7 protein-coding genes are annotated in these 25,567 nt (G+C 74.4%); all 7 read left to right on the top strand.

Translation table 11 applies throughout. The annotated features are described in order from the left end of the window. The first annotated feature begins 14 nt into the window (after nt 1–14). From GA0070608_RS03655 to GA0070608_RS03625, 7 genes are read left to right on the top strand one after another with little or no spacing between them, the layout of a single operon-like run. Nucleotides 15–1,166, top strand: a complete 1,152-nt coding sequence (locus GA0070608_RS03655; RefSeq protein WP_091621644.1) for a beta-ketoacyl [acyl carrier protein] synthase domain-containing protein — start codon at nt 15–17, stop codon at nt 1,164–1,166. Further along, complete coding sequence (locus tag GA0070608_RS03650) at nt 1,163–5,482, top strand: type I polyketide synthase (protein ID WP_091621640.1); 4,320 nt, start codon at nt 1,163–1,165, stop codon at nt 5,480–5,482. Before GA0070608_RS03655 ends, GA0070608_RS03650 begins: the two co-directional genes overlap by 4 nt. Then, nucleotides 5,479–11,856: an AMP-binding protein gene (locus tag GA0070608_RS03645; protein ID WP_091621635.1), complete on the top strand. Its 6,378-nt coding sequence runs from the start codon at nt 5,479–5,481 to the stop codon at nt 11,854–11,856. Before GA0070608_RS03650 ends, GA0070608_RS03645 begins: the two co-directional genes overlap by 4 nt. Continuing rightward, nucleotides 11,853–18,545: a non-ribosomal peptide synthetase gene (locus GA0070608_RS03640; RefSeq protein WP_091621631.1), complete on the top strand. Its 6,693-nt coding sequence runs from the start codon at nt 11,853–11,855 to the stop codon at nt 18,543–18,545. The genes GA0070608_RS03645 and GA0070608_RS03640 overlap by 4 nt, the downstream gene beginning before the upstream one ends. Then, on the top strand, nt 18,542–23,077 hold the full coding sequence (locus GA0070608_RS03635) for a condensation domain-containing protein (RefSeq protein ID WP_091621627.1): 4,536 nt from the start codon (nt 18,542–18,544) through the stop codon (nt 23,075–23,077). Before GA0070608_RS03640 ends, GA0070608_RS03635 begins: the two co-directional genes overlap by 4 nt. After that, nucleotides 23,064–23,279, top strand: a complete 216-nt coding sequence (locus GA0070608_RS03630; RefSeq protein WP_091621624.1) for an MbtH family protein — start codon at nt 23,064–23,066, stop codon at nt 23,277–23,279. The genes GA0070608_RS03635 and GA0070608_RS03630 overlap by 14 nt, the downstream gene beginning before the upstream one ends. After that, on the top strand, nt 23,276–25,561 hold the full coding sequence (locus GA0070608_RS03625) for a lantibiotic dehydratase (protein ID WP_091621620.1): 2,286 nt from the start codon (nt 23,276–23,278) through the stop codon (nt 25,559–25,561). The genes GA0070608_RS03630 and GA0070608_RS03625 overlap by 4 nt, the downstream gene beginning before the upstream one ends. The last annotated feature ends 6 nt before the right edge of the window (nt 25,562–25,567 follow it).

Genomic DNA, 25,567 nt, shown 5'->3' with positions numbered 1-25,567 from the left:
TTGGCCAGACAGACATGACACAACAGGGCGAGATTGCGATCGTCGGGATGGCCGCCCGGGTTCCCGGCGCGGACAACGTCGAGACCTTCTGGAGCAACATCCTCGACGGCCATGAGGCGATGGCCGCCACCGACGACGAGGTCGCGCGCCGCAGGGGCGTCAAGGAGGCGACCCTGACCCGGCCCGAGTACCGGCGGGTCTACGCCGGCGCCGCCGACCTCGACCTGTTCGACGCCGAGTTCTTCGGTCTCAGTCCGCGGGAGGCAGCCCTGGCCGACCCGCAGTTCCGTCTCTTCCTGGAACTGGCCCACTCCAGCCTGGCCGCTGGCGGGTACGACCCGGCAGGCGATCTCGGCCGGGTCGGCGTGTACGGGGGCAGCACCGCCAACGACTACCGGGAAGACTACGTCGAGGCCAACCCGACCGTGGCCGACGCGGCCGGCGGTATGAGCATCCGCATCGGCAACAACCCCGACTACATCGCCCCGCTGGTGTCGTACAAGCTCGGTTTCCAGGGGCCGAGCCTGTCCGTGTACACCGCCTGCTCGACCTCCCTGGTCGCCGTGCACCTCGGGGTGCAGGCCCTGCTCCTCGGTGAGATCGACGTGGCCGTGGCCGGCGGTGTCCAGGTGGACCTCCCGCTGGACGTGGGCTACGTGTACGAGGCCGGGGGGATCCGTTCCGCCGACGGCCACGTCCGCCCGTTCTCCGCCGACGCCTCCGGCACCATCTTCTCCAACGGTGGAGCGGTGGTGGTGCTCAAGCGGCTTGCTGACGCGCGGGCCGCCGGGGATCTCATCCACGGCGTCCTGCTCGGTTCGGCGATCAGCAACGACGGCAACCTCCGGGCCGGGTTCGCCGCCCCCGGCGTGGACGGGCAGATCAAGGTGGTTCGTGCCGCTCTGGAGCGTGCGGGGCTGACCGCCCGGGAGATCGGGCTGATGGAGGCCCACGGCACCGGCACCGTGGTCGGCGATCCGATCGAGGTGGACGCGCTGACCCAGGCGTACCGTGCGGACACCGACGAGGCCAGCTACTGCGCGCTGGGGTCGGTGAAGGGCAACGTCGGACATCTCGGACCGGCTGCCGGGGTTGCCGGACTGATCAAGGCGACCCTGGCGGTTCGGGAGGGAATCATCCCCCGACGATCAACTGGGCCCCGGTGAACCCGGCCATCACGTTGGACGACAGCCCGTTCCGGCTGGCCACCGAGCCTCAGCCGTGGACCGGTCAGGCCCGGCGGGTCGCCGCGGTCAGCTCGTTCGGCATCGGCGGGACCAACGCACACGTCATCGTGGCTCCGCCAACGGAGCCTGAGCCGCGGCCTGAGCCGCGGCTCGAACCGGTCGGGCCGCACCTGCTCACCCTCTCCGCCCGTACGCCGGAGGCGCTCGCCACCGTCACGGACCGGCTGGTGGCACACCTGGAGAGCACCGACGTCCGCCTCGACGACGTCGCGTTCACCCTGCACGAGGGGCGCACGGCGCACCCGGTACGACGGGCGGTGGCGGCCCGGTCGGCGACGGAGGCTGTGGACCGGCTGCGGGCCGCCTCCCACCCGGCGGTCCCGGTCACCGGTCCCCGTGAGGTCGCCTTCCTCCTGCCCGGACAGGGCGCCCAGCACCCCGGGGCGGGGCGCGGGCTGTACGCGGCCGAGCCGGCGTACCGGGACGCGGTCGATGCCTGTAGCGACCTGCTCACACCCCTGCTCGGCCTGGACCTGCGCACCCTCCTGCACGCCGACCCGACCGACGACGCGGCGCAGGCCGCCCTCGCGCGCACCGCCGTCACCCAGCCGGCCATCTTCACCCTGGAATGGGCGTTGGCGGCCCTGTGGAAGTCCCGCGGAGTCGTTCCGGCCGTGCTGGTCGGGCACAGCGTCGGTGAACTCACCGCCGCCACCATCGCCGGGGTCTTCTCCCTGGAGGACGCGCTGCGCGTGGTGGCGGCCCGGGGCCGGCTCATGCAGTCCGTCGCCCCGGGCGCGATGCTCGCCCTGCCGGTCGGGGTCGAAGCCGCGGCCGACCTGCTCCCGGCGGACCTGGAGATCGCCGCCGACAACTCCCCGTCTGCCTGCGTGGTCAGCGGCACCGAGGAGGCGGTGGCCCGGTTCGCCGCCGAGCTGGAGGACATCGGGATCACCGGCACCCCGCTGCGTACCTCGCACGCCTTCCACTCGCGGATGATGGAGCCGATCCTCGACGAGTTCGCCGCCGTGGTCGCCGCGACCCGGCTGGCCGCCCCCACCCTGCCGTTCCTGTCCAACGTCACCGGGGACTGGGCCGACCCGGAGCAGGTCACCCACCCTGGTTACTGGGTGACGCAGCTGCGCCAGCCGGTCCGGTTCCGGGCCGCGGTCACCCAGATGATCCGCCGGGGAAACCCGTTCCTGCTGGAGGTCGGCCCGGGACGCGCGCTCGGTGCGTTCGCCCGGCAGACCGCGATCGCGCAGGGCACGACCCCGGAGTGGGCCGGCTCCCTGCCGACCGTCCGCGAGGGCACCGACGAGCGGGACCACATGCTGGCGACCACCGGGGCGTTGTGGGCCGCCGGGGTGCCGGTCGACCTGGCCGCCGTCCGCACCGGGCCGGCGCCCCGTCGGGTCGAGCTGCCCGGGTACCCGTACGAGCGGCGGCGGCACTGGGTCGACCCCGACCTGACCGCCCGGACCGTGGTGGCCGAGACCGAGAAGATCCCGAACGAACCGTTGCAGACCCCGTTCTACGTGCCGGTCTGGACCCAGGCGCCGCGTACCGCCGGGGCCGCGGAGGTCGTCGGCGAGCACTGGCTGGTCCTCGGCACCGACCCGGCCTTCACCGCCGAGGTCGGCGCCGCGGCGCTCGCCCACGGCGTCACCGTGACCCGGCTCGACGCGGGACCGGCGCTGATCGAGGACTTCGGCGTCTTCGAGGCCGACCCGGAGGACCCGACCCAGATCCGGGAGGTCGTCGAGCAGCTGTGGGACGGCGGCCGGGCACCGGACCGGGTGATCGTCGGGTATGACGTGCCGGGTCCGGCGGGGCATCCGACCGGCAGCGATCCGGCTCCGGCGCACGAGTCGTACCGGCGGGCCGCCGTGCTGTCCCGCGCCCTGCTCGACGTGGTCCACGACCCGGTGGAACTGGTCGTGGTGACCAGCCGGCTCTTCTCCGTGGCCGGTGAGGAGTCGGTGCCGTTCAGCGCGACCGCGCTCGGCCCGTTCCGGGCACTGCCCCGGGAGGCGCCGAAGGTGACGGTGCGCCACATCGACCTGGACGGGGTCGGCCCCGCGCGGCTGCTCGCCGCGCGGCTGCTCGACGAGGTCCGGCAGCCCGCCGACGAGGCGGTCGCGCTCCGCGGCCACCGGCGGGCCGTCAGGTCGTACGCCACGCTGCCGCACGGGCCGGTCGACCGCTCCGCCCTGCGCCCCGGTGGGGTCTACGTCGTCACCGGCGGCCTCGGCGGCCTCGGCATCACCATCGCCGAGTCGCTGGCCGGCACGGAACAGGCCCGGCTGGTCCTGGTCGGCCGGACGGCCCTGCCGGAGCGGGCCCGGTGGACGGAGCTGTCCGAGGCGGCAGAGACCGACGAGGCGGTTCGTGGGCGGATCGAGGCGGTGCTGCGGATGGAGCGCCTCGGCGCCCAGGTGCGGGTGATCGCCGCCGACGTCGCCGATCCCGACGCCATGGCCACGGTTCTCAAGGAGACCGTGGCGGAGTTCGGGGTCGTGCACGGCATCATCCACGCCGCCGGGCTGGTCGGTGGGCAACTGCTCGCGCTGCACGACGAGCAGAGCGCGGCGCGGGTGCTGCGCCCGAAGGTGGACGCGGTCCTCGCGCTCTACGACCAGCTCACCACCGACGAGTACCCGGAACTGGACTTCGTCGCGCTCTGCTCGTCCATCGTCGCGATCACCTCCGGGTACGGCCTGTGTGACTACGCCGCGGCGAACCTGTTCATGGACGCGTTCGCGAACTCGGTGGCCGACCGGCCGGGCCGCCCCCGGGTCGTCTCCATGAACTGGGTGGGCTGGCGCGAGGTCGGCATGGTGGCCGACCAGGGCGCGTCGCAGGGGGTGCAGGCGCTACGGGCGTTGAGCCGGGGCGACCGGACGGAACTCCTCGACCACCCGTTCCTGGAGTCGGTCACCGTGCGGTCGGACGGCACCCACCGGTACCAGGGGGTGCTCAACCCGGACGGGCCGAGGGCCCTCACGGAGCACCGGATCGCCGACGCGGCGGTGGTACCGGCGACGATGCTCCTGGAATCCGTCCGCGCGGCGGCCCACCACGCGCTGGGCGAGGTGCCGGTGCGGATCCAGGACCTCCTCTTCAGCGACCCGATCGTGGTCACCGACCGGCTCACCCTGGTCCTGTCGTTCGCGCCGGGGCAGGCCGCCGAGGGCGCCCCGTTCGAGATCACGGTCGGTGTGGACGGGTCAGGCCCGCGGACGGTGCACTGCCAGGGCGTGCTGCGTACGCTCGACGAGCCGGCCGGTGAGGCGGTCGACCTGGACCGGGTCCGGGCCGCGCTGCCGGCCGTCGACATCCGCCGGCGGTCCTCCGGCATGGTGGCCTTCGGCCCGTACTTCGACGTGGTCCGGGAGTACTTCCGCGCCGGGGACACCGGGCTCGCCCGGCTCGTGTCCGACGATGCCGACCCCCGGCTCTGGCTGCACCCGGCCCTGCTGGACCAGGCCGCCCACGGTCTCGCCGGCGCCGCAGCCAGCTACCTGCCGTTCTCGTACGCGGGAGTGCGGGTGTACGCGCCTATCCCGGCCGACGCCTGGGTGCTGCAGACGCACCGCCAGGACCCGGACCGACCCGAGTTCATCGAGGTCGACGAGACCATCGTCGACCGCGACGGGCGGGTCTGCGTGGCGGTGGACAGCTACGTCCTGCGGGCGCAGCCCGCCGCCGGGACCACCCCCGCCGCGCCGCCGACCCAGCCGACGGGGGACGGACCGGCGGCGGCCGGTCCGCCGGCCGGGTCGTCGGCGGCCGCGTCCGGAATGCTGATCAGCAGCGCGCAGGGGATCGAGCTGTTCCGGCGGATGCTCGCGGTGCCGGACCAGCCGCAGCTGATCACCTCGGTGGGGTCGCTGCAGGATCGGATCGACGAGATGCGGTCCTTCTCCACCGACGTGATCACGACCCACCAGGACACCACGGTCAGCGCCGGGACCGCCCGCGCGGACTACCTCGGCGGGTACGTGCCGCCGGAGACCGACGCGGAGATCGCCGTGGCCGAACTGTGGTCGCAGGCGCTCGGCATCTCCCCGATCGGCCTCGACGACGAGTTCCTCGTCCTCGGTGGCTCGTCGTTGACGGCGGTCCAGCTCTCTTCGCGGACCCGGGAGCGGTTCGGCATCCAACTGTCCGTCGCCGAACTCTTCGAGCACTCGACGGTGCGCCGGCTCGCCGTCCTCGTGGACAACCGGGTTGACGCCCTGCTGGACCGGCTCGTCGACCAGGCCACGGGCCCCCAGGACGGTTGGGTGTGAGCGGGGACCGGCCCACCCGGGCGGAGCTGCGGGCCCAGATCCTCGCCGGGCGCCGGTCGTTCATGGCGCCGGCCCCGTCACGGCCGGCGCCACTCTCCGAGTACCCGGACCTGTTGCCGATGACGGAGGCACAGCGGCGGCTCTGGTTCGCCGACCGGCTGGCTGGCCCGCTGCCCGTCTTCACGCTCAGTACGGAGATCGAGATCCGGGCGGACCGGGACGTGGTCGCGGCGGCCTGCCGCACCCTGCTCGGCCAGCACGCCGCCCTGCGCAGTGCTGTCGTGGTCGAGGCGGGGGTGCCCTCGATCCGGCTGCGTCCCGCCGCCGACTTCCCGGTGTCCTACGTCGATCTGGGCGGCCTCTCGGCGGCGGCGGCAGAGGCCGAGCTGGCCCGGTACCGCGCCCTGGCCGCCCGGTACCGGTTCGACCTGGAGCACGAGCCGCTGGTCCGCTTCACCCACCTGCGACTGCCGGACGGGAAGGGTCGGCTGCTGATCTGCGTGCACCACCTCACCTGCGACGGAGAGTCCCTTTCCCTCCTGGCGGAGACGCTGAGCACGGGACAGCCCACGTCGGCGCGGATCGACTACCCCGACTACGCGGTCTGGCGGGACTCGGCGGAGCAACGCGCCGCGCTGCGCGCCGAGGTCGACCGGGCGGTGTCGGCACTCGGCGACGCCCCGTACCCCGTACGGATCCCGGCCGATTTCGTTCCCGCCCTGGCCGACCCCGCGTCGGACGCCGGGCCCGACTCGCCGCAGGTCGGTGTGGCGGCGGGCGCCTTCGAGCACGACGTCGCGCTCCCGGCGGAGCTGTACAACGCGGTCCGGACGGCCGCGCAGGCCCGCCGGACCACCGACACGGTGGTTCTCTTCGCCGCGTGGGCCCGGGTGGTGGCGGCCTGGACCGGCCGTACCGACCTCGTCCTGGGCCTGCCGATCTCGGTACGCGACCACGAGGACGTGGCCCGGATCGTGGGGCTTTTCGTCAACACCGCTCTGGTCCGGGTCACTGTCGACCCGCACGCACCTGTCGATGACACGGTGGCAGCCTGCACGGCGGCGGTGACGAGGGCACTCGGGACCGCCCAGGCCCCCCTGGAGGTGGTCCGGCGGGGCGTCTACGGCCCGTCCGCCAACCCGCTGACCGGCCTGGGCGTGTGCTTCAACAAGTTCGCCGCCGACCCGCGTCTGATGGACCTCGTCCCGCGACTGCCCTCTCCGGGTGCCGCCGAACTGCCGGTCGTGCTGGAGATAGCCGACGACAGCCGGCGCTATCACACCAAACTCGTCTTCGACCCGACCCTGTACCGTCCCGCCACGATCGCCCGGCTGGCCCGGGCGTTCCACGCCCAACTGGCCGAGTTGACCGGCTCGACCCCGCCCCCCGCCCTGCCCGACGAGGACCGGTCCGCTCCGGCCGCGCCCGGCACCGGACCGTCCGACGTGGAGCCCACCGGCTCCGACCTGCTGGCGGTCGACCCGGCCGGCGGGTCGGAACTCCTCGACGTCCTGCGCGGACACGCGGTGGCCGACCCGACCCGGATGGCCGTCGACTCCGAGACCGGGACGCTGACCCGACAGGAGCTGCGGGACGCGGTCGACGACCTCACCGACCGGCTGCGGGCAGCCGGGGCGCGACCCGGCGACCGGGTGGTGGTGGACACCGAGCGGGGCGTGCCGGCCCTGATCGGGTTGCTGGCGTGCCTGGCCGCCGACACGGTGTACGTGCCGCTTTCGCGGCGACTGCCAGGTCCGCGCCGCGCCGCCGTCGTCGAGCAGTCGGCAGCCACCTGGGAGATCACCGACGTGGGCGGCAACGGGTCGACGGTCCGCCCGCTGCCGGTCCGGTCCGGTCCGGAGCTGCCGACCGCCCCCGGATACCTGATCTTCACCTCGGGGAGCACCGGGGTGCCGCGCGGGGTCCACGTCGCGACCGGCGCCCTGCTCCGGCACGCCCGGGGAATGGTCGACCGGCTCGCCGTCCGCCCCGCCGACCGGTACCTCCAGTTCGCCGAGCACGGTTTCGACGCGGCCATCGAACAGGTCATCGTGCCCCTCCTGGCCGGCGCCACCCTGGTCCTGCGCGGCGAGCAGCCGTGGGATCCCGCCCACTTCGGCCGGATCTCCCGGCGGACCGGGGTGACCGTGGCGAACCTGCCCACCCCGTGGTTCGCCCAGTTCACGGACGCGCCGCAGGCGACCTGGTCGGACCTTGCCGGCAGCGCCCTGCGGATCGTCCTGGCCGGCGGGGACGCCCTCACCCCCGAGGCGGTCGCCCGGTGGGCGGCGTCGGCACCGCAGCACATCGCCCTGCTCAACGCGTACGGTCCGACGGAGTCGGTGATCACTGCGACCGTCGGCACGGTGGCTCTCCCCGTGGGCGGCGCGGTGCCGGCGTACCCGTCGATCGGCGCGGCCGTACCCGGGCACGAGGTCCTCGTCGTCGACGCCCGGCTGGGCGTGGTCGCCCCCGGGGAGGTCGGCGAGCTGTTCGCCGGAGGGCCGCTCGCCACCGGCTACCTTGCCGATCCCCGGGCCACCGCGTTGGGCTTCGTTCCACACCCGACGCGACCGGGGGAACGGCTGTACCGCACCGGCGACCTGGTCCGCCACTCGCCCGCCGGCGGTGGACTGGAGTTCCTGCGCCGCGCCGACGACCAGGTGAAGGTTCGGGGGGTCCGGATCGAGCTCGGTGACGTCGAGGCCGCGTTGCGCGCCCACCCCGACGTCGTCGAGGCGGTGGCCACGGTCACCGACGGCCCCGACCGGCACTTCGTGGGTTGGGTGGTGCTCCGCCCGGGCCGCGCCGTCGGAGAGGCCGAGCTGCGTACCGCGGCGTCCGGCCGGCTGCCGCAGGTCGGCGTGCCCCGCCGGGTGCACGTCCTGGACCACCTGCCCAGGAGCGCCGGGGAGAAACCCGACCGGCAGGCCCTGCGGGAGCGCATCACCGATCCGGCCGTGCCCGCCGACTCCGCGCCGGCCGCCGCCGAGCCCGCCGGTGGCGCCGCCGCGGTGGTGGCCGCCCTGGCCGGCGAACTGCTGGCCACCACCGTCGAGGTGAACAGCGACTTCTTCGCCTGTGGCGGGGATTCGCTGAGCGCGGCGCAGCTCGCCGCCCGGTGCGCCGAGGCCTTCCACCGCGACGTCGACCTGGCCACGGTCTTCGCCCACCCGACGCCGGAACGGCTGGCCGCGGCGATCAGCGCACTGCCGGAGGTCGGGTCCGGCGACACCGTCGACGGCCGACCGGTGCCCCGCCAACCCGAGCCGGGTACCCGGACGGCACTGACCCCCACCCAGCAGCGGTTCTGGTTCGCCGTACGGCTCCAGGGCCCGGCCGCCCAGGTCGTGCCGATCCCGTTGCGGCTGGCCGGCCCGCTCGACCTGGCCGCGCTGCGCGCCGCCCTGGTCGCCCTGCTGAATCGGCACGGAGTGCTCCGTAGCCGGATCGTCGGGTGGGGCGACGGGGTGCGCGCCGAGGTGCACGACGTCGACGAGGGCGTTCTCGCCGGCCACCTCACCCTCCGGACCGCCCAGGACGCGGCCGGCGCCGACCGGGCCGTGGCCGCGGAGATCCGGCGGTCGTTCGACCTGCGGGAGTCGTGGTTCCGGCCGTACCTGACCGTGCTCGACGACGGTGAGCATGTTCTGCACCTGGCGGTGCACCACATCGCGGTGGACGGCGACTCGGTCGGCATCCTGGTCCGGGAACTCCTCGACAACTACCGGCGGGCCCGCCGGGGCGAGCCGCTCCAGCAGGACCCGGTGATCCAGTACCCGGACGTCGCCTGGTCGCAGGAAGGGACCAGGCGGGCGTCCGACCGGCTGCCCGACGCCGTACGGGCGCTGGCCGGCACGGTCGACCTCGACCTTTCGGCGGCCGACCCGGACCCGGGTGACGCGACGACCCGGCGGCTCACGGTGCCGGTCGACGCGTACCTGGCCGACGCGGTGGCCCGGCGACACGGCGTCACCCCGTACTCGGTGGTGATGGCTGCCTGGCAGCGGGCCCTGGCCCGGTGGAGCGGCTGCACCGGCTTCGCCGTCGGGCTGCCGGTGTCGCTGCGCGACGCGACGGGCACCGACATTCCGGGACCGTTCCTCAACACGGCAGCCGTCCGCGCGGTGCCGGCCGGCAGCACCCGCGCCGAGCACCTCGCCCGGGTGCAGGAGAGCCTGACCTCGGCGTACGCGTACCGGTTCGTGCCCTTCGACCGGGTGGCGGCGCTCGCCGGCCAGCGGCGGGACCGGGCCGTCCCGATGTTCCGGACGATGGTGGGCTGGGAGCAGGACCACGAGTCGGCGACCGTGGGTGGACTGCGGGTGGACTGGTTCGAGCCCACCCCGCTCGGCCTGCCGGCGCCGCTGGTGCTCACCGTCACCGCCAACGGTCGGGCGCACACCCTGGCCGTCCGGTTCGACTCCGGCCAGGTCGGTCAGCGCCGGGCCGCCGATCTGGTGGACCTGCTGGTGGCGGAGCTGGGCGACGAGGCGGGCGCTGAGACCCACGTGAGGTCGGCCGGCGCCACGACCGGCGTGCTCGACCGGTTGGCCGACCGGGTGGCGCGGCAGCCGGGCGATCCGGCCGCCTTGCAGGGCGAGCGGGTGTACGACTTCGCGGAGCTGGACCGGCAGGTGGGCGCGGTGGCGGCCGGGCTGCGGGCATCGGGTGTCGGGCGTGGCGACCGGGTGCTGGTGTCACTGTCGACCCGGCTGGACACGCTGGTCGTGGTGTACGCACTGTGGCGGCTCGGCGCGGTGTACGTACCGCTCGGCCCGACCCCACCGGTGGACCGGGTACGCCGGATCGCTTCGGTCAGTGCCGCCGGATGGTTGGTCGCCGACCGGGACACCGGCGATGTTCCCGCTGCCGACGGCGACACCGGCGGGGCGGAGGTGACCCGGATCGCCTGGCCGCTCGACACCCCCGCCGGCCCGTCGGACCACACCGGGTCGGGGCCCACCGCTGCCTCCGGTCACCGGCCGCTGCCGTCCGAGGCGGCGTACATCATCCACACGTCCGGCTCGACCGGGGAGCCGAAGGGCGTCGTGGTGGAGCACGGCCAGCTCGCCGCGTTCCTCGACGCCTTCGGCGCTTTCGCCCCATGGGCGCAGGCGCGGTGCCTGGTCGGGCTCGCCGCACCGACCTTCGACGCGAGCGTGCTGGAACTCTGCTGGCCGGCCCTACGCGGCGGCCCGGTCGTCTACCCGACCGAGTCGGTCACCTTCGACCCGGCCTCGGTGGTACGGGCACTCGCCACCGGCCGGGGACATGGCTGGCCCACCGCTGCCTTCGCCACCCCCAGCCTCTGGCGGGAGGTGCTCCGCCTGGACGCCGACGCCGTGCGCGACGTCGCCGTCGGTACCGGTGGCGAGCCGGTGCCGGCCGACCTGCTGTCCGCACTCGACGCGGTCGGCGCCCGGCCGAGCGTGTTCTACGGCCCGGCCGAGGCGACCATCATCTGCGCCGGTGTGCCGACCGCCGCCGAACCCGGATCCGCGCTGGTCGGGGTGGCCCTGACGGCGACCCGGCTGCACCTGCTGGACGACGACGCCCGCCCGGCCGCCGAGGGCGAGGCGTACGTGGCCGGGCCCCTGGTCTCCCGTGGCTACGTCGACGCCCCGCGGGAGACCGCCCTGCGGTTCGTGCCCGACCCGGAGGGCAACGGCACCCGGATGTACCGCACCGGTGACCGGCTTCGTCGCCGGGCCGACGGCGTCCTGGTCTTCGTCGGGCGCCGCGACGACCAGGTGAAGGTGCGCGGGGTTCGGATCGAACTGGGCGAGGTGCAGGCGTGCCTGACCGCCCACCCCGGGGTCGAGGCGGCGGCGGTCGTCCTTGCCGGCGAGGGTGGGACGGCGCGGCTGGTCGCCGCCGTGGTCGCCCGCGATCCGGCCGCCGAATCCGGTGACCTGGCCGTCCAGGTGCGTTCCTGGGCCGAGTCCAAGCTCGTCCCGCAGGCCGTCCCGGTCGTCGTGCCGGTCCCGGCCCTGCCGGTGTCGGAGAACGGCAAGATCGACCGGCAGGCGTTGCTGGCCCGGCTCGCCAGCGACGCCACCGAGCCCACCCGGCCCGCCACGTTGGCCGGCGACCCGGTGTCCCGGCTGGTCACGGCGGTGTGGCAGGCACACCTGCACGTCGAGGTCCCGTCGGCCACCACCGACTTCTTCGAGGCCGGTGGGCACTCGATCGCGCTCCTGCACGTGGTGGAGACCATCGAGCGCATCTTCAGCATCGACTTCCCGATAGCGCGGGCGTTCGAGGCACGGACGGTCACGGCAATGGCGGACGAGATCCGGGCCATCGCCGGCGACGGCGCCGGACCGACGGCGAGCATCGCGCTGGAGGTATTCGGAGGCAGTCCGCAATGACGTTGCAGCTCAACGATCCGGAGCGGATGGCCGAGTTCCAGCGCCGGCTGGCCGCCGCCGGGCTCGCGTCCCCGGCCACCGGGCCGACCACGCCCGACCGATCGGCGGCCCCGGTGGCCGCCGAGGGCGGTTCCCCGGCCGCCGCCGGGGCGGGTTTGCCCACCCCCGGGGCCGGCGCCGGTCGGCGGGCGTTGCAGCCCGCCGAGGCCGGGCTGTGGTTCCTCGACCGGTTGCACCCGGGCAGCCCCGAATACATCGTCGCCGCCGCCGTCGCCATCCGGGGCGACCTGGACCCGGACCGGCTCGCCGCCGCGTTCGCCGGGATCGTCGCCCGACACCCCGCGCTGCGTACCCGGTTCGCCGACACCGACGGCACGGCGTACGCCGAGGCGCTGCCGCAGGCGGACCCCCCGGCCGTGGTCGTCGAGGCCGCGTCGGACCTGGACGCCTGGTTGACCGCCGCGGCGGCGGAACCGTTCGACCTGCGTACCGCCCCGCTGGCACGGCTGCGGCTGGCCGCTGACGGCGCCCGCACCGTCGCCCTGCTGACCGCCCACCACATCGTGGTCGACGGCGCCGCGCTGGACACCCTGCTCACCGAACTCTTCGCCGGGTACGCGGGCGCTTCGCGGACCCCCGCGCCGGTCGTACCCGCCGAGCGTCCAGCGGTGACCCGGTCGCCGGAGAGCGCGGCCTGGTGGCGGGCCGTCCTGGCCGGGGTCGAGCCGGTGGACCCGCCCACGGTCGGCGCCCGCCCCGCCGGTCCCCGCCGTGGCCGGCGCGTCGGCGACCGCCTCGGCGCCGAACTGAACGACGGGATCGACGCCCTCGTCCGCGGGCACGGGGTGACCCGGCCGGCGGTCTTCGCCGCCGCGTACCGGCTCGTCCTGCGGGCCGCGTACGGCCACGACGACCTCCTCGTCGGCGTACCGGTCAGCCTCCGCGCCGAGCAGGACGCCGGGTCGCTGGGCAACTTCGTCAACCTGGTCTGCCTGCGCAACCCGACCCGGGCGACGACCACCGTCGCCGACCTGCTGCGCGCCGAGCAGCGGGCGTTGATCGAGGCGATCGCGCACCGGGACACCCCGTTCGACGAGGTGTCCGACCACCTTGCCGCCGGGGCCCGGGGCGACGACCGGATGCCGGTCCGGGCGGTGTTCAGCCACCACCGCAGCCGGGAGATGCAGGAGACCCGGGTGGCCGGGCTGGTGGTGGAACGGCTCGACGTCGACCTGGGCACCGCGAAGTTCGACCTGACCCTGCAGGTGGAGGACGCCGGGGCCGGCTCCCGGCTGTGGCTGGAGCACGACGTCGCGATGTACCCCGCCGACATCGCCCGCTCCCTGCTGGACAGCTACCTGCGGGCGCTGGCCGCGATGGTGGCACGACCGGAGGCCGCCCTGTCGGCGGTCCGCCTCGACGGCCGCCGCCCGGCCGTCGCCCCCGGGTGGACCGGGCGGGGAGACCGGGGCGTGGTGGGCTGGTTCGAGGCGACCGCCGCCCGCCACCCCGACCGGATCGCGGTCGCCGACGGCACCACCTACGGCGACCTGGACGCCTGGGCGGACCGGATCGCGGACCGGCTGCGCCCGGCGGGCCCGGACGGCCCACCGGTGGCCGTCCTCACCGGCCGCACCCCGGGCATGCTCGCCGCCATCCTCGCGGTGGCGAAGACGGGCCGCACCTACGTCCCGCTGGATGCCGAGCACCCCCGGGACCGGATCCGGCAGATCCTCGACCAGGCCGGTGTCGACACCGTGCTCACCGACGCGGGCATCGCCGAGCCGCCGGCCGGCCGGCGGATCGTGGACGTCGACGACTGCCGGCGGGCGCCGCGACCGGACGGCGTGACGCGGCGGGCGCCGATCCCGTGGTCCGCCCCGCTGTACCGGATCCACACCTCCGGTTCGACCGGCGCCCCGAAGGGCGTCGACGTCACCCACGCCAACCTCGGCTCCCTGATCGACGGGGCGCGGGACCTGCTGGACCTGCGCCCCGACGACCGGTGGAGCGTGTTCCACTCGGTCGCGTTCGACTTCTCCGTGTGGGAGATCTGGGCACCGCTGGTCGTTGGCGCCACCGTCGTCCTGGTCGACCGGGACACGGCACGCACGCCGCAGCGGTTCCGCCAACTGCTCCACGACGAACGGGTCACCGTCCTCAACCAGACGCCGACCGCGTTCGGGTCGCTGTCCCAGACGGTCACCGCGGACGACCTCGAGCCGCCGGACTCGCTGCGGTTGGTGGTGTTCGGCGGCGAGGCGCTGCGGCCGTCCACTCTGGCGGGCTGGTTCGAACGGCTCGGGGACCGGGCTCCCCGCATGGTCAACATGTACGGCATCACCGAGACGACCGTGCACGTCACGTGGCGGGACATCACCCGCGAGGACGTCGGCGTCGCGAGCCCGATCGGTCGGCCGTTGCCGACCCTGGCCACGGTGGTGGTCGACGCCGACCTCAACCGCCAGCCCGTCGGGTTCGCGGGGGAGCTCATGGTCGCCGGGGCCGGGGTGAGCCTCGGGTACGCCGGCTCCCCGGCCCGTACCGCCCTGCGGTTCGTGCCCGACCTCACCGGTGGAGGTGGCCGGATGTACCGCACCGGCGACCGGGTCCGCGAGCGCGCCGACGGCGACCTCGACTACCTCGGGCGCGTCGACGCGCAGCTCAAGGTGCGCGGCTTCCGGATCGAACCCGGTGAGGTCGAGCACGTCCTGCTCGCCCACCCGGACGTGACGGACGCCGCCGTGATCGCGGCCCAGGTCGGGCCCGCCGGTCTCGGGCTGGTCGGCTTCGTGCAGGCGCCCCCGGCGGCCGACCCGGATCAGGTACGCGAATTCGTCGCCGCCCGGCTGCCCGGGCACATGGTGCCCCGGGTGCACCGGCTCGACCGGCTGCCCCGCACCGTCAACGGCAAGCTCGACCGGCGGGCCCTGCGGGACCTGGCCGCCGACCTGGCCCCCCAGCGGTCCGGCCCGGCCGACGGCGGACACCCGGCCGACGACCGGGAACAGGCCTTGGTCGCGGTCTGGCAGGACCTGCTCGGCGTCGCCGACGTCCGGGTGACCGACAACTTCTTCGCTCTCGGCGGGGACTCGATCCTGGCGGTCCAGGCTGCCGCGGCGATGTCCGGCCGGGGACTGCCGGTCACCGTCGCCGACATCTTCGACCACCAGTCGATCCGGAACCTGATCGCGGCCGTCCCCGGCACGACAACGGCGGAGCCGACGGAGGACGGGACCGCGCCGGCCGCCCCGGCCGGTCAGGCGGACCACCGGCACCTGCTCGCCCCCGGCGACTCCGACCGACTGCCCGCCGGGGTGGAGGACGCGTACCCGCTGACCCTGTTGCAGCAGGGGATGCTCTTCCACCAGCTGGAACAGAACAGCTACCTGAACGTCACCACCACCCTCGTGCGGTGCGCCGCCTTCGACGGTGAGTTGCTGCGCCAGGCCTTCGACCGGGTCGTCCAGCGGCACCCCGTACTGCGCAGCGGATTCGACCTCGCCACCTGTTCCGAGCCGCTGCAACTGGTCTGGCGGCATGTCGGCGTCGACCTGCCCGTAATCGACTGGCGGGGCCGGGACGACGCCGAGGTCCAACAGGGCCTGCGGGCGTGGATGGCCGAGCAGCGCGAGCGGCCGTTCGACCTCACCCGCCCGCCCCTGATCCGGTTCACCGCCCACCGCGTCTCCGACACCGAGTTCTGGTTCAGCGCGGTGGAGTGCCACGCCATCATGGACGGCTGGAGCTTCACCTCCACCCTCACCGAGGTCCTGGAGGAGTACGACCAGGTGTGCGCCGCCGCCCGGGACAACCGGCCACTGGCCCGGCTCGTCCCGCCGCCGGACTCGTTCGGCGACCACGTCTGGCGGGAGCGGCGCACTCTGGCCGACCCGGCGGCGGTCGAGCTGTTCCGGGACGTCATCGCACGGGCCCGGCCGGTGCGGATCCCGAACCGGACCGAGGGCGGCGCGTCCGGGCACCGGCAGCGGGCCCTGCTGCCGCTCGACCCCGAGGTGAAACGCGGGCTGGAGGCGGCGACGACCCGGCTGCGGCTGCCGATGAAGAGCCTGCTGCTGGCGGCGCACGCGGTGGTGATGTCCGTCCTGTCCAACGCGGACGTGATCACCCTGGGGATGGTGACCAACGGCCGGCCGGAGACGGCCGGCGGCACCCAGACCCGGGGCCTGTATCTGAACACCCTGCCGGTGACCGTCACCGTCGGCGGACGCAACTTCGCCGACCTGGCCCGGGCCTGCCTGGCCGAGGAGAGCCGGCTGCTGCGCTTCCGTACCTACCCGGGAGTGGCGACGGAGCTGGCGTTCGGCCGGCAGCCGCTGATGACGACCGCGTTCAACTACACCCGGTTCCATGCGATGAAGCGGGTGAGCAGCGGCGGCGACGTCCGCCGGGTGGGGCACCTGGAGGAGGAGGCACCCACCAACTACCCCCTGTACGTGTCGTTCGACCATGGTGCCGCCGACGACAGCGACCACCTGGTCCTCATTCTGATGGCCTCCCCGCAGCACTTCACCGACGCCGCCGTGGCGTCCCTGGTCGCCTGCTACCGCACCGTGCTCACCGCGATGGCCGCCGACCCGAGCCTGCCGGTGACCGACGTGGCGTGGTCGACGGGGAACACCGCGACCGTCGCCCCGGCGCCGGATCCGGGCACCCTCCCGGGGCTGCACGAGACCGTCCTCGCCCGGGCGGCCCGCTGGCCGGACCAGGTCGCGGTCCGCGACGCAGGTGACGCCGTGCTCACGTACCGGCAACTGGCCGACGCGGTCGGGCGGGCCGCCGGTGGGCTGCGGGCGGCCGGCGTCGGGCGGGGCGACACCGTCGGCGTCTGCCTGCCGCGCGACCACCGGCTGGTGGTGACCATCCTCGCCGTCCTCTGTGTCGGTGCGGTGTACGTCCCGGTCGACCCCGATCTGCCGGTGGCCCGCCAGCGGGTGATCCGTGACCGGGCGGCCCTGCGGTACGTGGTCGCGGCCACTCCCACCCGGTCCCGCCTGGACCCGGAGCTCCCGGTTCTCGACGTCGACGACCTGGCGGCACACCCCACGCCGGCCGGGCCGCCGGTCGCCACGCACCCGGGGGAACTGGCGTACCTGATGTTCACCTCCGGTTCGACCGGGGAGCCGAAGGGCGTCATGGTCCCGCACGGTGCGCTGGCCGCGTTCGACGTCGCGATCGGCGACCGGTACGCACAGGGGGCGGTGATGCTGGCCGCCACCAACGCGTCGTTCGACATCTCCGTGGCGGAACTGCTGATCCCGCTGGCCCACGGCGTCGGGGTGGTGGTCTTCGACCGGGGCGGGCGCTTCGACCCGGACGACTTCGCCACGGTGGTACGTCGCGTCGGGGTGACCATGGTCCAGGCCACCCCCTCGCTCTGGACCGAACTGCTCGCCGGGGACGCCGACCTCAGCGGGATCGAGGCGTGGACCGGCGGCGAGGCGTTGACCGCCCGACTGGGACGGTCGCTGCTGGACCGGGCCGGGGTGGTGCACAACTGGTACGGGCCGACCGAGACCACCATCTGGTCCACCGTCCACCCGGTGACCCCGGCCGACCTCGACCCGGCGGTGGTGCCGGTCGGCCGGGCGTTGCCCGGTGAGGCTGCCCACGTCCTCGGGGCGGGGCTCCGGCAGGTGCCCGACGAGATGGTCGGCGAGGTGTTCATCGGCGGTGCCGGCCTGGCCCGGGGCTACCTCGGTGACCCGGCGCGGACCGCCCTGCGGTTCGTCCCCGACCCGTTCGGGGCGCCGGGATCGCGGATGTACCGCACCGGGGACCGGGCCCACCGGCGGGCCGACGGGGTGCTCCACTTCGCCGGTCGCGTCGACGACCAGGTCAAGCTCAACGGGTACCGGATCGAACCGGGGGAGATCGAGGCGGTGCTGGCCGGGCTCGCCGAGGTCGCCCGGGTGGCGGTCGCGGTACGGCACGGCCAACTCGTGGCGTTCGTCGTCCCGGAGCAGGACGAGGTCGACCTGGCCGCCCTGCGGGGGCGGCTGCGGGACCTGCTTCCCGCTCACCTGGTGCCCCGCCTGGTCCGTGCCGACGACCTGCCGGTGAACGCCAACGGCAAGGTCGACCGGGGGCGGTTGCCGGACGTGGTGTTCACCCAGGACGTGTCGACGGCGGAGTTCGTCCCGGCGTCCAGCGCCGCCGAGCAGACCCTGGCCGACGTGTGGCGGGAGGTCCTCGGCGCCGAACAGGTCGGGGTCCACGACAACTTCCTCGACCTCGGTGGGGACTCCATCACCGCGTTGCGGACGGTCGCCCGGGTCAAGGCGCGGGGACTCCAGGTCGCGGTCGCCGACATGCTCGGCCCGCAGACCCTGGCGGAGGTGGCTGCCGGGACGACCACGGTTGCCGGGTCCGCGGGGTCGACGGCCGGGCCCGACGGGCCGGCGTCAACCGACGGGCCACGGCCGGGCGGCGGACGTGCCGGATCGGCGGGGGCGGACGTCCCGTCCGGTTCGGAACCGTCGGGCCGATCCGCCCGGGCCGGTGGCGGGGTGCGCCCGAACGCCGGTGGAATCGTCGAGCCGGAGCGTGCGGCCGACCCCGCCGCGTCGCTCGACGGCGTCGACATCAGTCTGGCCGGCCTCGACGAGGAGACCGCCCGTGCCCTCGTCGCGCGGCTGAGCAGCAACGGAGAGGAACTTTCCCGATGAGCGGCCCGAGCCCGGTCGAGGCGATCTACCCGCTGACCCCGTTACAGGAGGGGATGCTGCTGGAGTCCCTCGACGCCGGAGACGCGCGTGCGTACCTGAGCCAGGTCCGCTACACCCTGCGCGGGGCGGTGGACACCGACGCGCTTCGGTCGGCGTGGACCGCGGTCGCCGCCAAGCACCAGGCGCTGCGGGCCTGCGTGGCGTACACCGGGCTGACCGCCCCGGTGCAGGCCGTGTACCGGCAGCCGTTCGACCTGGTAGAGGTCGTCGACGGGGTGCACGACGACGACGCCCTCGACGAGCACCTCCGGCGGGACCTGGACGCCGGGTTCGACCTGGAACGCGCCCCCCTGCACCGGGTGCGACTTCTCGAACGCGCCGACGGCACGTGGGAGATGGTGTGGACCTCTCACCACATCATGATCGACGGCTGGTCCATTCCGATCGTGATCAGTGACGTCTTCGTCGCGTACGGCCAACGGTGTGCCGGGGCGCCGATCGATCTCCTCCCGACCGCCGACTACCGCGACTACCTGCGGTGGACCGCCGGGCGGGACCGGGGGCAGGTGCTGGAGCACTGGCGGCGGGCACTGCGGGGGTTCACCGAGCCGACGCCCCTGCCGACGCCGGCGCCCGGTGCCCTCGACCGGGGCCGTCAGGTCCTCGCCGCGACCCTGCCGGCCGCGGACTCGGCCCGGCTCGTCCAGCGGGCCAAGCAGGAACGAGTCACCCTCAACACCCTGATCCAGGCTGCCTGGACGGTTGTCCTGGCCCGGTTCAGTGGCCGCGACGACGTGTTGTTCGGCGCCACCGTCTCCGGCCGGCCGGCGGCCGTGCCCGGGGCGGAGACGATGGTCGGCCTGTTCATCAACACCCTTCCGGTACGGGTCCGGCTGCCCCGGCGGGTGCCGGTGGCGACCTGGTTGCAGGACCTCCAGCGGCGCTTCCTGGCCAGCAGGGAGTACGAGGAGGCGTCGCTGCGCGACATCCGGTCGGTGGCCGAGGTGCCCCGCCACCGGAGCCTCTTCGGGTCCATCGTGGTGGTCGAGAACTATCCGCTGATCACCGACGGCCGGTTCGGTGACCGGCGTCCCCCGGTGGACATCGTCGCGGCCACCTCCCGGGAGGAACTCGCCCACCCGCTCGTGCTCAGCGTGACCGGCGGTGGGGAGACGGCGGTCGAGCTGTTCCACGACGACGCCAAGGTCCCGGCGCTGGCGGCCCAGGCGATGCTCGACGGGTTCGTCGCGGTGCTCCGGACCCTGGCCGACGGCAGCGCGGCCGGGGTGGCCGACCTGTTGGCGGCGGTGCCGGCGGCGACGCCGCTGACCGGCGGGACGCCGGCTGTCGCCGAGCCGCCGCTGGTCCCGGCGGTGCTCCGGGCCGTGGCGGCGGCGTCCCCCGACGCGGTGGCGGTGGTCGACGGCCCCCGCCGGATGAGTTACGCGGCGCTGGTCCACGCCGCCGACCGGGGTGCCGGACGGCTGCGCCAGCACGGTGTCGTGACCGGCGCGACGGTCGCCCTGCTCGCCGATCGTGGCGTCGACCGGGTCGCGGCGACCCTGGCGGTGTGGTTCGCCGGGGGCCAGTTCGTGCCGCTGGATCCGGCCTGGCCGGCGGCCCGCACCAGCGCGCTGCTGGCCCAGGTCGACCCCGCCGTGGTTCTCACCGATGATCCGGCCGTCGCGGCCGCCGACGCCCCGGTGCTGTCCCTGACCGCTCTCCTCGCCGACACCGACACCGACACCGGCTACGCGGCTGGTGCCGACATCGACGCCGATGCCGGCAGCGGTGGCGGTGGCGGTGCCCACCGCGCCGTCGTACCGGCCGAGCAGGTGTGGGAGCCGGTGGCGGCGGGCCGCACCGACGCGGCGTACACGATCTTCACCTCGGGGACCACCGGGCGGTCCAAGCCGGTCGTCGTCGAGCACGGGGCCCTCGCCGCGGCGGTGGCGGGGTGGGAGACGGCCCACTCGTTCGCCGCCCGTACCCGCAACCACCTGCATCTGGCCAACCCGGCCTTCGACGTGGCGATCGCCGAGGTGCTCCGGGCACTGTGCGCCGGTCGGACGGTGGTCGTGGCCTCCCGGGCGGTCGGGGAGGACCCGGCGGCGCTGCTCGACCTGATCCTCGACGAGCAGGTCGACGTCATGGACGTCCCGCCCAGCCTGCTGCGTCCCCTGATGGACGAGGTGGAGCTGTCCGGACAGCGCCTCGACCAGCTCAGCACCGTCCTGATCGGCGGGGAGTCCTGGTTCGCCCGCGACTACGTCCGCCTCGCCGAGGTCGCCGGTGCGGGGACCCGGGTGGTCAACGCGTACGGCATCACCGAGACCAGCATCGACAGCGCGTACGCGGTCCTCGGCACCGTCGCCGGCCAGGCCGAGACACTTTGGCTGGACGCCACGTACCCGGGCGTGGACGCGCTCCTCGTGGACGGGGCAGGCAGACCGGTTCCGGTGGGGGCCCGGGGCGAGGTGTGGCTCAGCGGCCCCACGCTCGCCCGTGGGTACGACCGGGATCCAGCCCGTACGGCGCTGCGGTTCGTCCCCGACGCCCGCCCCGGCCGCGCCGGCTCGCGGGCGTACCGCACCGGTGACCTGGGCACCATCGACGGGCGGGGACGGCTGCACCTGCTCGGCCGGGTCGACGCGCAACTGTCGGTCAACGGGCACCGGATCGAGCCGCAGGAGGTGGAGGCGGCCCTCGTCGTGCACCCCGAGGTGGCCGGCGCCGCGGTCACGGTGCGCGACGGACACCTGGTGGCGTTCGTGACCTCCCCGACCGCGGCCCTGGACACCGAGCGGGTCCGGGCACATCTGCGCGCCCTGCTGCCGTCGTACGCGGTGCCGATGCTGGTCCGGATCGACGCCCTGCCGGTCACCGCGAACGGCAAGCTGGACCGCGCGGCGCTGCCGGCCACGGTGGACGGTCGGCCCACCGTCACCGGCCACGTCGAGCCGTCCACCCCGACCGAGCGGATCCTGGCGGAGGTGTGGCGGGAGGTCCTCGGGGTCGACCGGGTCGGTGTCCGGGACAACTTCTTCGACCTCGGCGGTGACTCGATCGCCGGGCTGCGGGTCAAGGGCCGGGCCGCCGGGCAGGGCGTCGACCTCCAGCCGCGTGACGTGTTCACCTACCAGACGGTGGCGGAACTGGCCGCGTACGTGGACACCCGGGAGACCGACACCGTCGTGGCGACCCTGGTCGCCGAGGGCGAAGTCCCGTTGCTGCCGGTCCAGCGGCTGTTCCTGGACCACGTCGGTGCGGACCCGGCCCACTTCGACATGGCCCAGGGCGTACGGGTGGCCCAGGTCCTCGACCCGGACACCGTCCGGGCGGCGCTGGAGGCTGTCGCCCGCCGGCACGGCGCCCTGCGGACCCGGTTCCGGCGCACCCCCGGCGGCTGGCGGCAGTGGGTCGAGGCGGCACCCGACCCGCTGGTGACCTTCCAGGTGGTGGACCTGCGGGGGCGTCCCGACGATCGGGCGGCCACGCACCAGACGCTGCTCGCCGGCCACCGCTCCGGCCACGACCTGGCCGGCAGCCCGCTCTGGTCCTGCCTGGTGGTTCTCGACGACCAGGAGACCACGCTCTACTTCGCCGTGCACCACCTGGTCATGGACATCTACTCGTGGCGGTTGGTGATCCAGGACTTCCTCGGCAACTACGCCGCCCTGACCGCCGGTGAACCGCCCCGGGACGCGCCGATGGCCGGCTACCCCGAGTACGCCCTCGCGGCAGCCGCGCAGATCGACTCCCTGCGGGAGTCGGAGTCGGCCTGGCTGTCGACGGTCGGCACTCCCCGGCCGGTCCCCACCACCCTGTCGGGCGGGGAGAACACCCTGGCCGGGGTCCGGAGCGTCGAGGGAGCGGTGTCCCCGACGGCCACCGACACGCTGCACCGGCTGCGTGCCGGCGGCGGCACCGCCAGCCCGGTCCTGGTCACCCTCCTGGCCGGGTTCTCCCGTGCCTACAGTCGGTGGTCCGGGGAGGATCTGTACCTGTTCGTGGAGACCCACGGCCGGGACACCACCCTGGGCGGGGTGGACACCAGCGCCGCCGTCGGGTGGTTCACCGCGCTGTACCCGGCGACCGTGCCGTACCGGCCCACCGAGTCCTTCTCCGACACCTGGTGGCGGGTGCGCCGGCTGGTGGAGTCCGTGCCCCGCCCGGTGTCGTCGTTCGGGCTGCTCCGTGACGCCGAGCCGCGGTCGGCGCTGGCTGATGTCCCGCTGCCACAGATCGCGCTGAACCACACCGGGACCATGTCGGCCGACGTCGACGGCTCCCACCAGCATGGCTTGAGCGTGGTGCCGGTGCCGTCGCTGACCGCCGACCCGACCACCCGCCGCGACCAGCTGATCGACGTGGAGACCGGCGTGGCGGACGGACGGTTCCAGTTCGCCGTCAACTACAGCTCCGCGCACTTCGACCAGGCCGGCATCGAGAAGTTCGCCGCCCTGTTCAGCGAGGAGCTGGAGAACCTGCCTGACCACATCGAGGAGGAGAAGACTCATGGCGCTGTTTGACGAGGACGACGACACCATCATCTACGCCGTCGTGGTCAACCACGAGGAGCAGTACTCGGTCTGGCCGGTCGACCGGGAGGTACCGGACGGCTGGCGCGAGGTCGGGGTGACCGGACGCGTCCGGGAGTGCCTCGACCACATCGAGAAGGTGTGGGTGGACATGCGTCCGCTCAGCCTCCGCCGAGCACTGGAACCACAGTGACGGTCACCGTCGGCGATGCCCCGCACGAACCGGCCGGTCCGCTGCCCTACGGGCCGGACTGGACGATCCTGCCGTCGGTCTTCGCCCGGGTGGCCGGCATGCCGATGGACTGGATCCTCGCCGAGCCGGGGGCCGACCACGCCGGCGCGCGGGCCGCCGGGGAACAGGCCCTGGCCGAGATCGTCCGGCAGCCGCTGTTCGCCGAGGCGTTGACCTGGCAGAACCGGGACATGTTCCGGCAGGCGCGGCGCAACCTCGACTCCGCCCGGCCGCAGCGACGCCGCGAGGCACAGCGACGGCTCTGGGCGTACGCGGCCCGGTACTGCGCGAAGAACGACACCATCGGGTTCTTCGGGCCGATCGTCTGGGGATCGGTCACCACCGGCGCCACCGACATCGGTCCGGTGACCGACCGGCTGCTGAGACGTGGAGTGTTCTTCGAGCACTGGGCGCTGCGGGCGGTGGCCACCGCGATCGAGACCCGGCACGGCCTCGACCCGTGGACCATCCCGCGGCTGGCCGCCGGGGTGGCCGTCGTCGCCGACGGGGTGCTGCTGGCCGACAACGCCCCGTTGCGGCTGGACGCGTTGCCGCGCCGGGTCGTCGAGGTGTGCGACGGCACCCGGACCGTCGTCGACGTGGTGGACGAGCTCGCCGACCACCCCGCGCCGGAGGTCGGCGCCGTCCTGACCCGGCTGCGGGCGATGGGAGTCCTCACCGCCGGGCTGGTGGTGCCCCGGCGGGTCGACCCGGAGGCGCACCTGCGCGGCCAACTCGCCCGGGTCGCCGACTCGCGACGTCGGGTGGCGGCGCAGGCGGACCTGGCCGAGTTGGTGGCGGCCCGCGACCGGGTCGCCGACGCCGCCGGTGACGCCGACCGTCTCACCGAGGCCCTCGAAGGCCTCGACGACACGTTCGTCGCGATCACCGGGCGGGAGGCCCGACGCGGTACCGGCCAGTTCTACGCCGGGCGGGGAGTGGTCTACGAGGACTGCCTCGGTGACCTTCCGGTGCGTCTCGGCGCGGACGTGCTGGACCCGATCCGGCCCGCCCTGGAACTGTTGCTGTTCAGCGCGGCCTGGTTCACCCGGGCGGTGGCCCAGGCGTACGAGCGGTTCATCGCGGACCTGATCACCGCGCAGGAGCCGGCTCCCGGCGCCGGGGTGCCGCTGTCGGAGATCCTTACGGCGGTGGCCGGCACGACCGCGTGGGGCGCCCGCTCCCCGGCCGACGCCGTCGCCGAGCGGCTGCGCCGGACCTGGCACGCCCTCCTGGTCGGCGACGCGGACCCGGGCCGGCGGCGGATCGGGCACGACGCGACCGCCCTGCGTTCCGGGGTCGAGTCCGCCTTCGCCCACGATGTGGTGGGGTGGCGCGGCACCCGGCTGTACAGCCCGGACCTGATGATCGCCGCCCGGTCGGCGGCGGACCTGCGCGACGGGCGGTTCCTGGCGGTCCTCGGCGAACTGCACCCGGCCCACAACACCATGGACGTGCTGGCCGCCGACGCCTGGCACCCGGACCGCGACCGGTGGCACGGATGGCTGGACAGCAGTGCCCCCACCGACCGGGTGACGCCGCTGTACCCGCTGGACCACGATCAGATCAACTCTCGGACCGTCCCGCCGTCGGCCTACCTGTCGCCGTCCGCCACCTACCTGGGGCTGGGCTCCGGCGTGCCGTACCACCCCCGGGGCGCGCGGATGCTGCCGGTGTCGGCGCTGCGCGCGACCCGGGTCGGCGACCGGGTCGTCATCACCTCGGCTGTCGACCCGGAGTACGCCGCTGACGTGCCCACCGTCTTCGGTGAACTGCTGGCCAACGCGGCAGCCACCCGGTTCGGGATCCTGCCGGCCGCCGATCACCGCCCCCGGCTGTGCATCGGCGATCTGGTGGTGCAACGGGAGAGTTGGACGTTGCCCTACCCCGAGTTGCCCTCCCCGAACCAGGGCCCCGACCGGGCGTGCGACGTGCTGCGGGCCATCGGCGCGGCCCGGGACATGCCCCGGCACGTGTTCGTGACCGTCGGCGGCGAGCGCAAGCCGTTCCACCTGGACTTCGGCAATCCGCTGTCGGTGGAGGTGCTGCTCTCCCACCTCCGGCGACAGCAGCGCGCCGAGCCGACCGGCCGGGTCACCTTCGTGGAGATGCTGCCCGACCCCGATCAGCTCTGGCTGACCGACGCCGCGGGTCGCCGGTACACCGCCGAGTTCCGGATCACCTGCGTCGACCAGCGAACCGCCGGCAACGGACACTCCTCGTCCCCTGGAGCGCAACCGTGACTGCCG

Source organism: Micromonospora peucetia, assembly GCF_900091625.1.
GTDB lineage: Bacteria > Actinomycetota > Actinomycetes > Mycobacteriales > Micromonosporaceae > Micromonospora > Micromonospora peucetia.
Note: the sequence above shows the minus strand (reverse complement) of the source record. Positions and strands in the feature narration are given on the sequence as shown.

What these genes read in the sequence shown, in the direction of transcription:
- GA0070608_RS03640 (WP_091621631.1), top strand. Translation starts at nt 11,853, where the DNA reads ATGACGTTGCAGCTCAACGATCCGGAGCGGATGGCCGAGTTCCAGCGC.
- GA0070608_RS03655 (WP_091621644.1), top strand. Translation starts at nt 15, where the DNA reads ATGACACAACAGGGCGAGATTGCGATCGTCGGGATGGCCGCCCGGGTT.
- GA0070608_RS03635 (WP_091621627.1), top strand. Translation starts at nt 18,542, where the DNA reads ATGAGCGGCCCGAGCCCGGTCGAGGCGATCTACCCGCTGACCCCGTTA.
- GA0070608_RS03630 (WP_091621624.1), top strand. Translation starts at nt 23,064, where the DNA reads ATGGCGCTGTTTGACGAGGACGACGACACCATCATCTACGCCGTCGTG.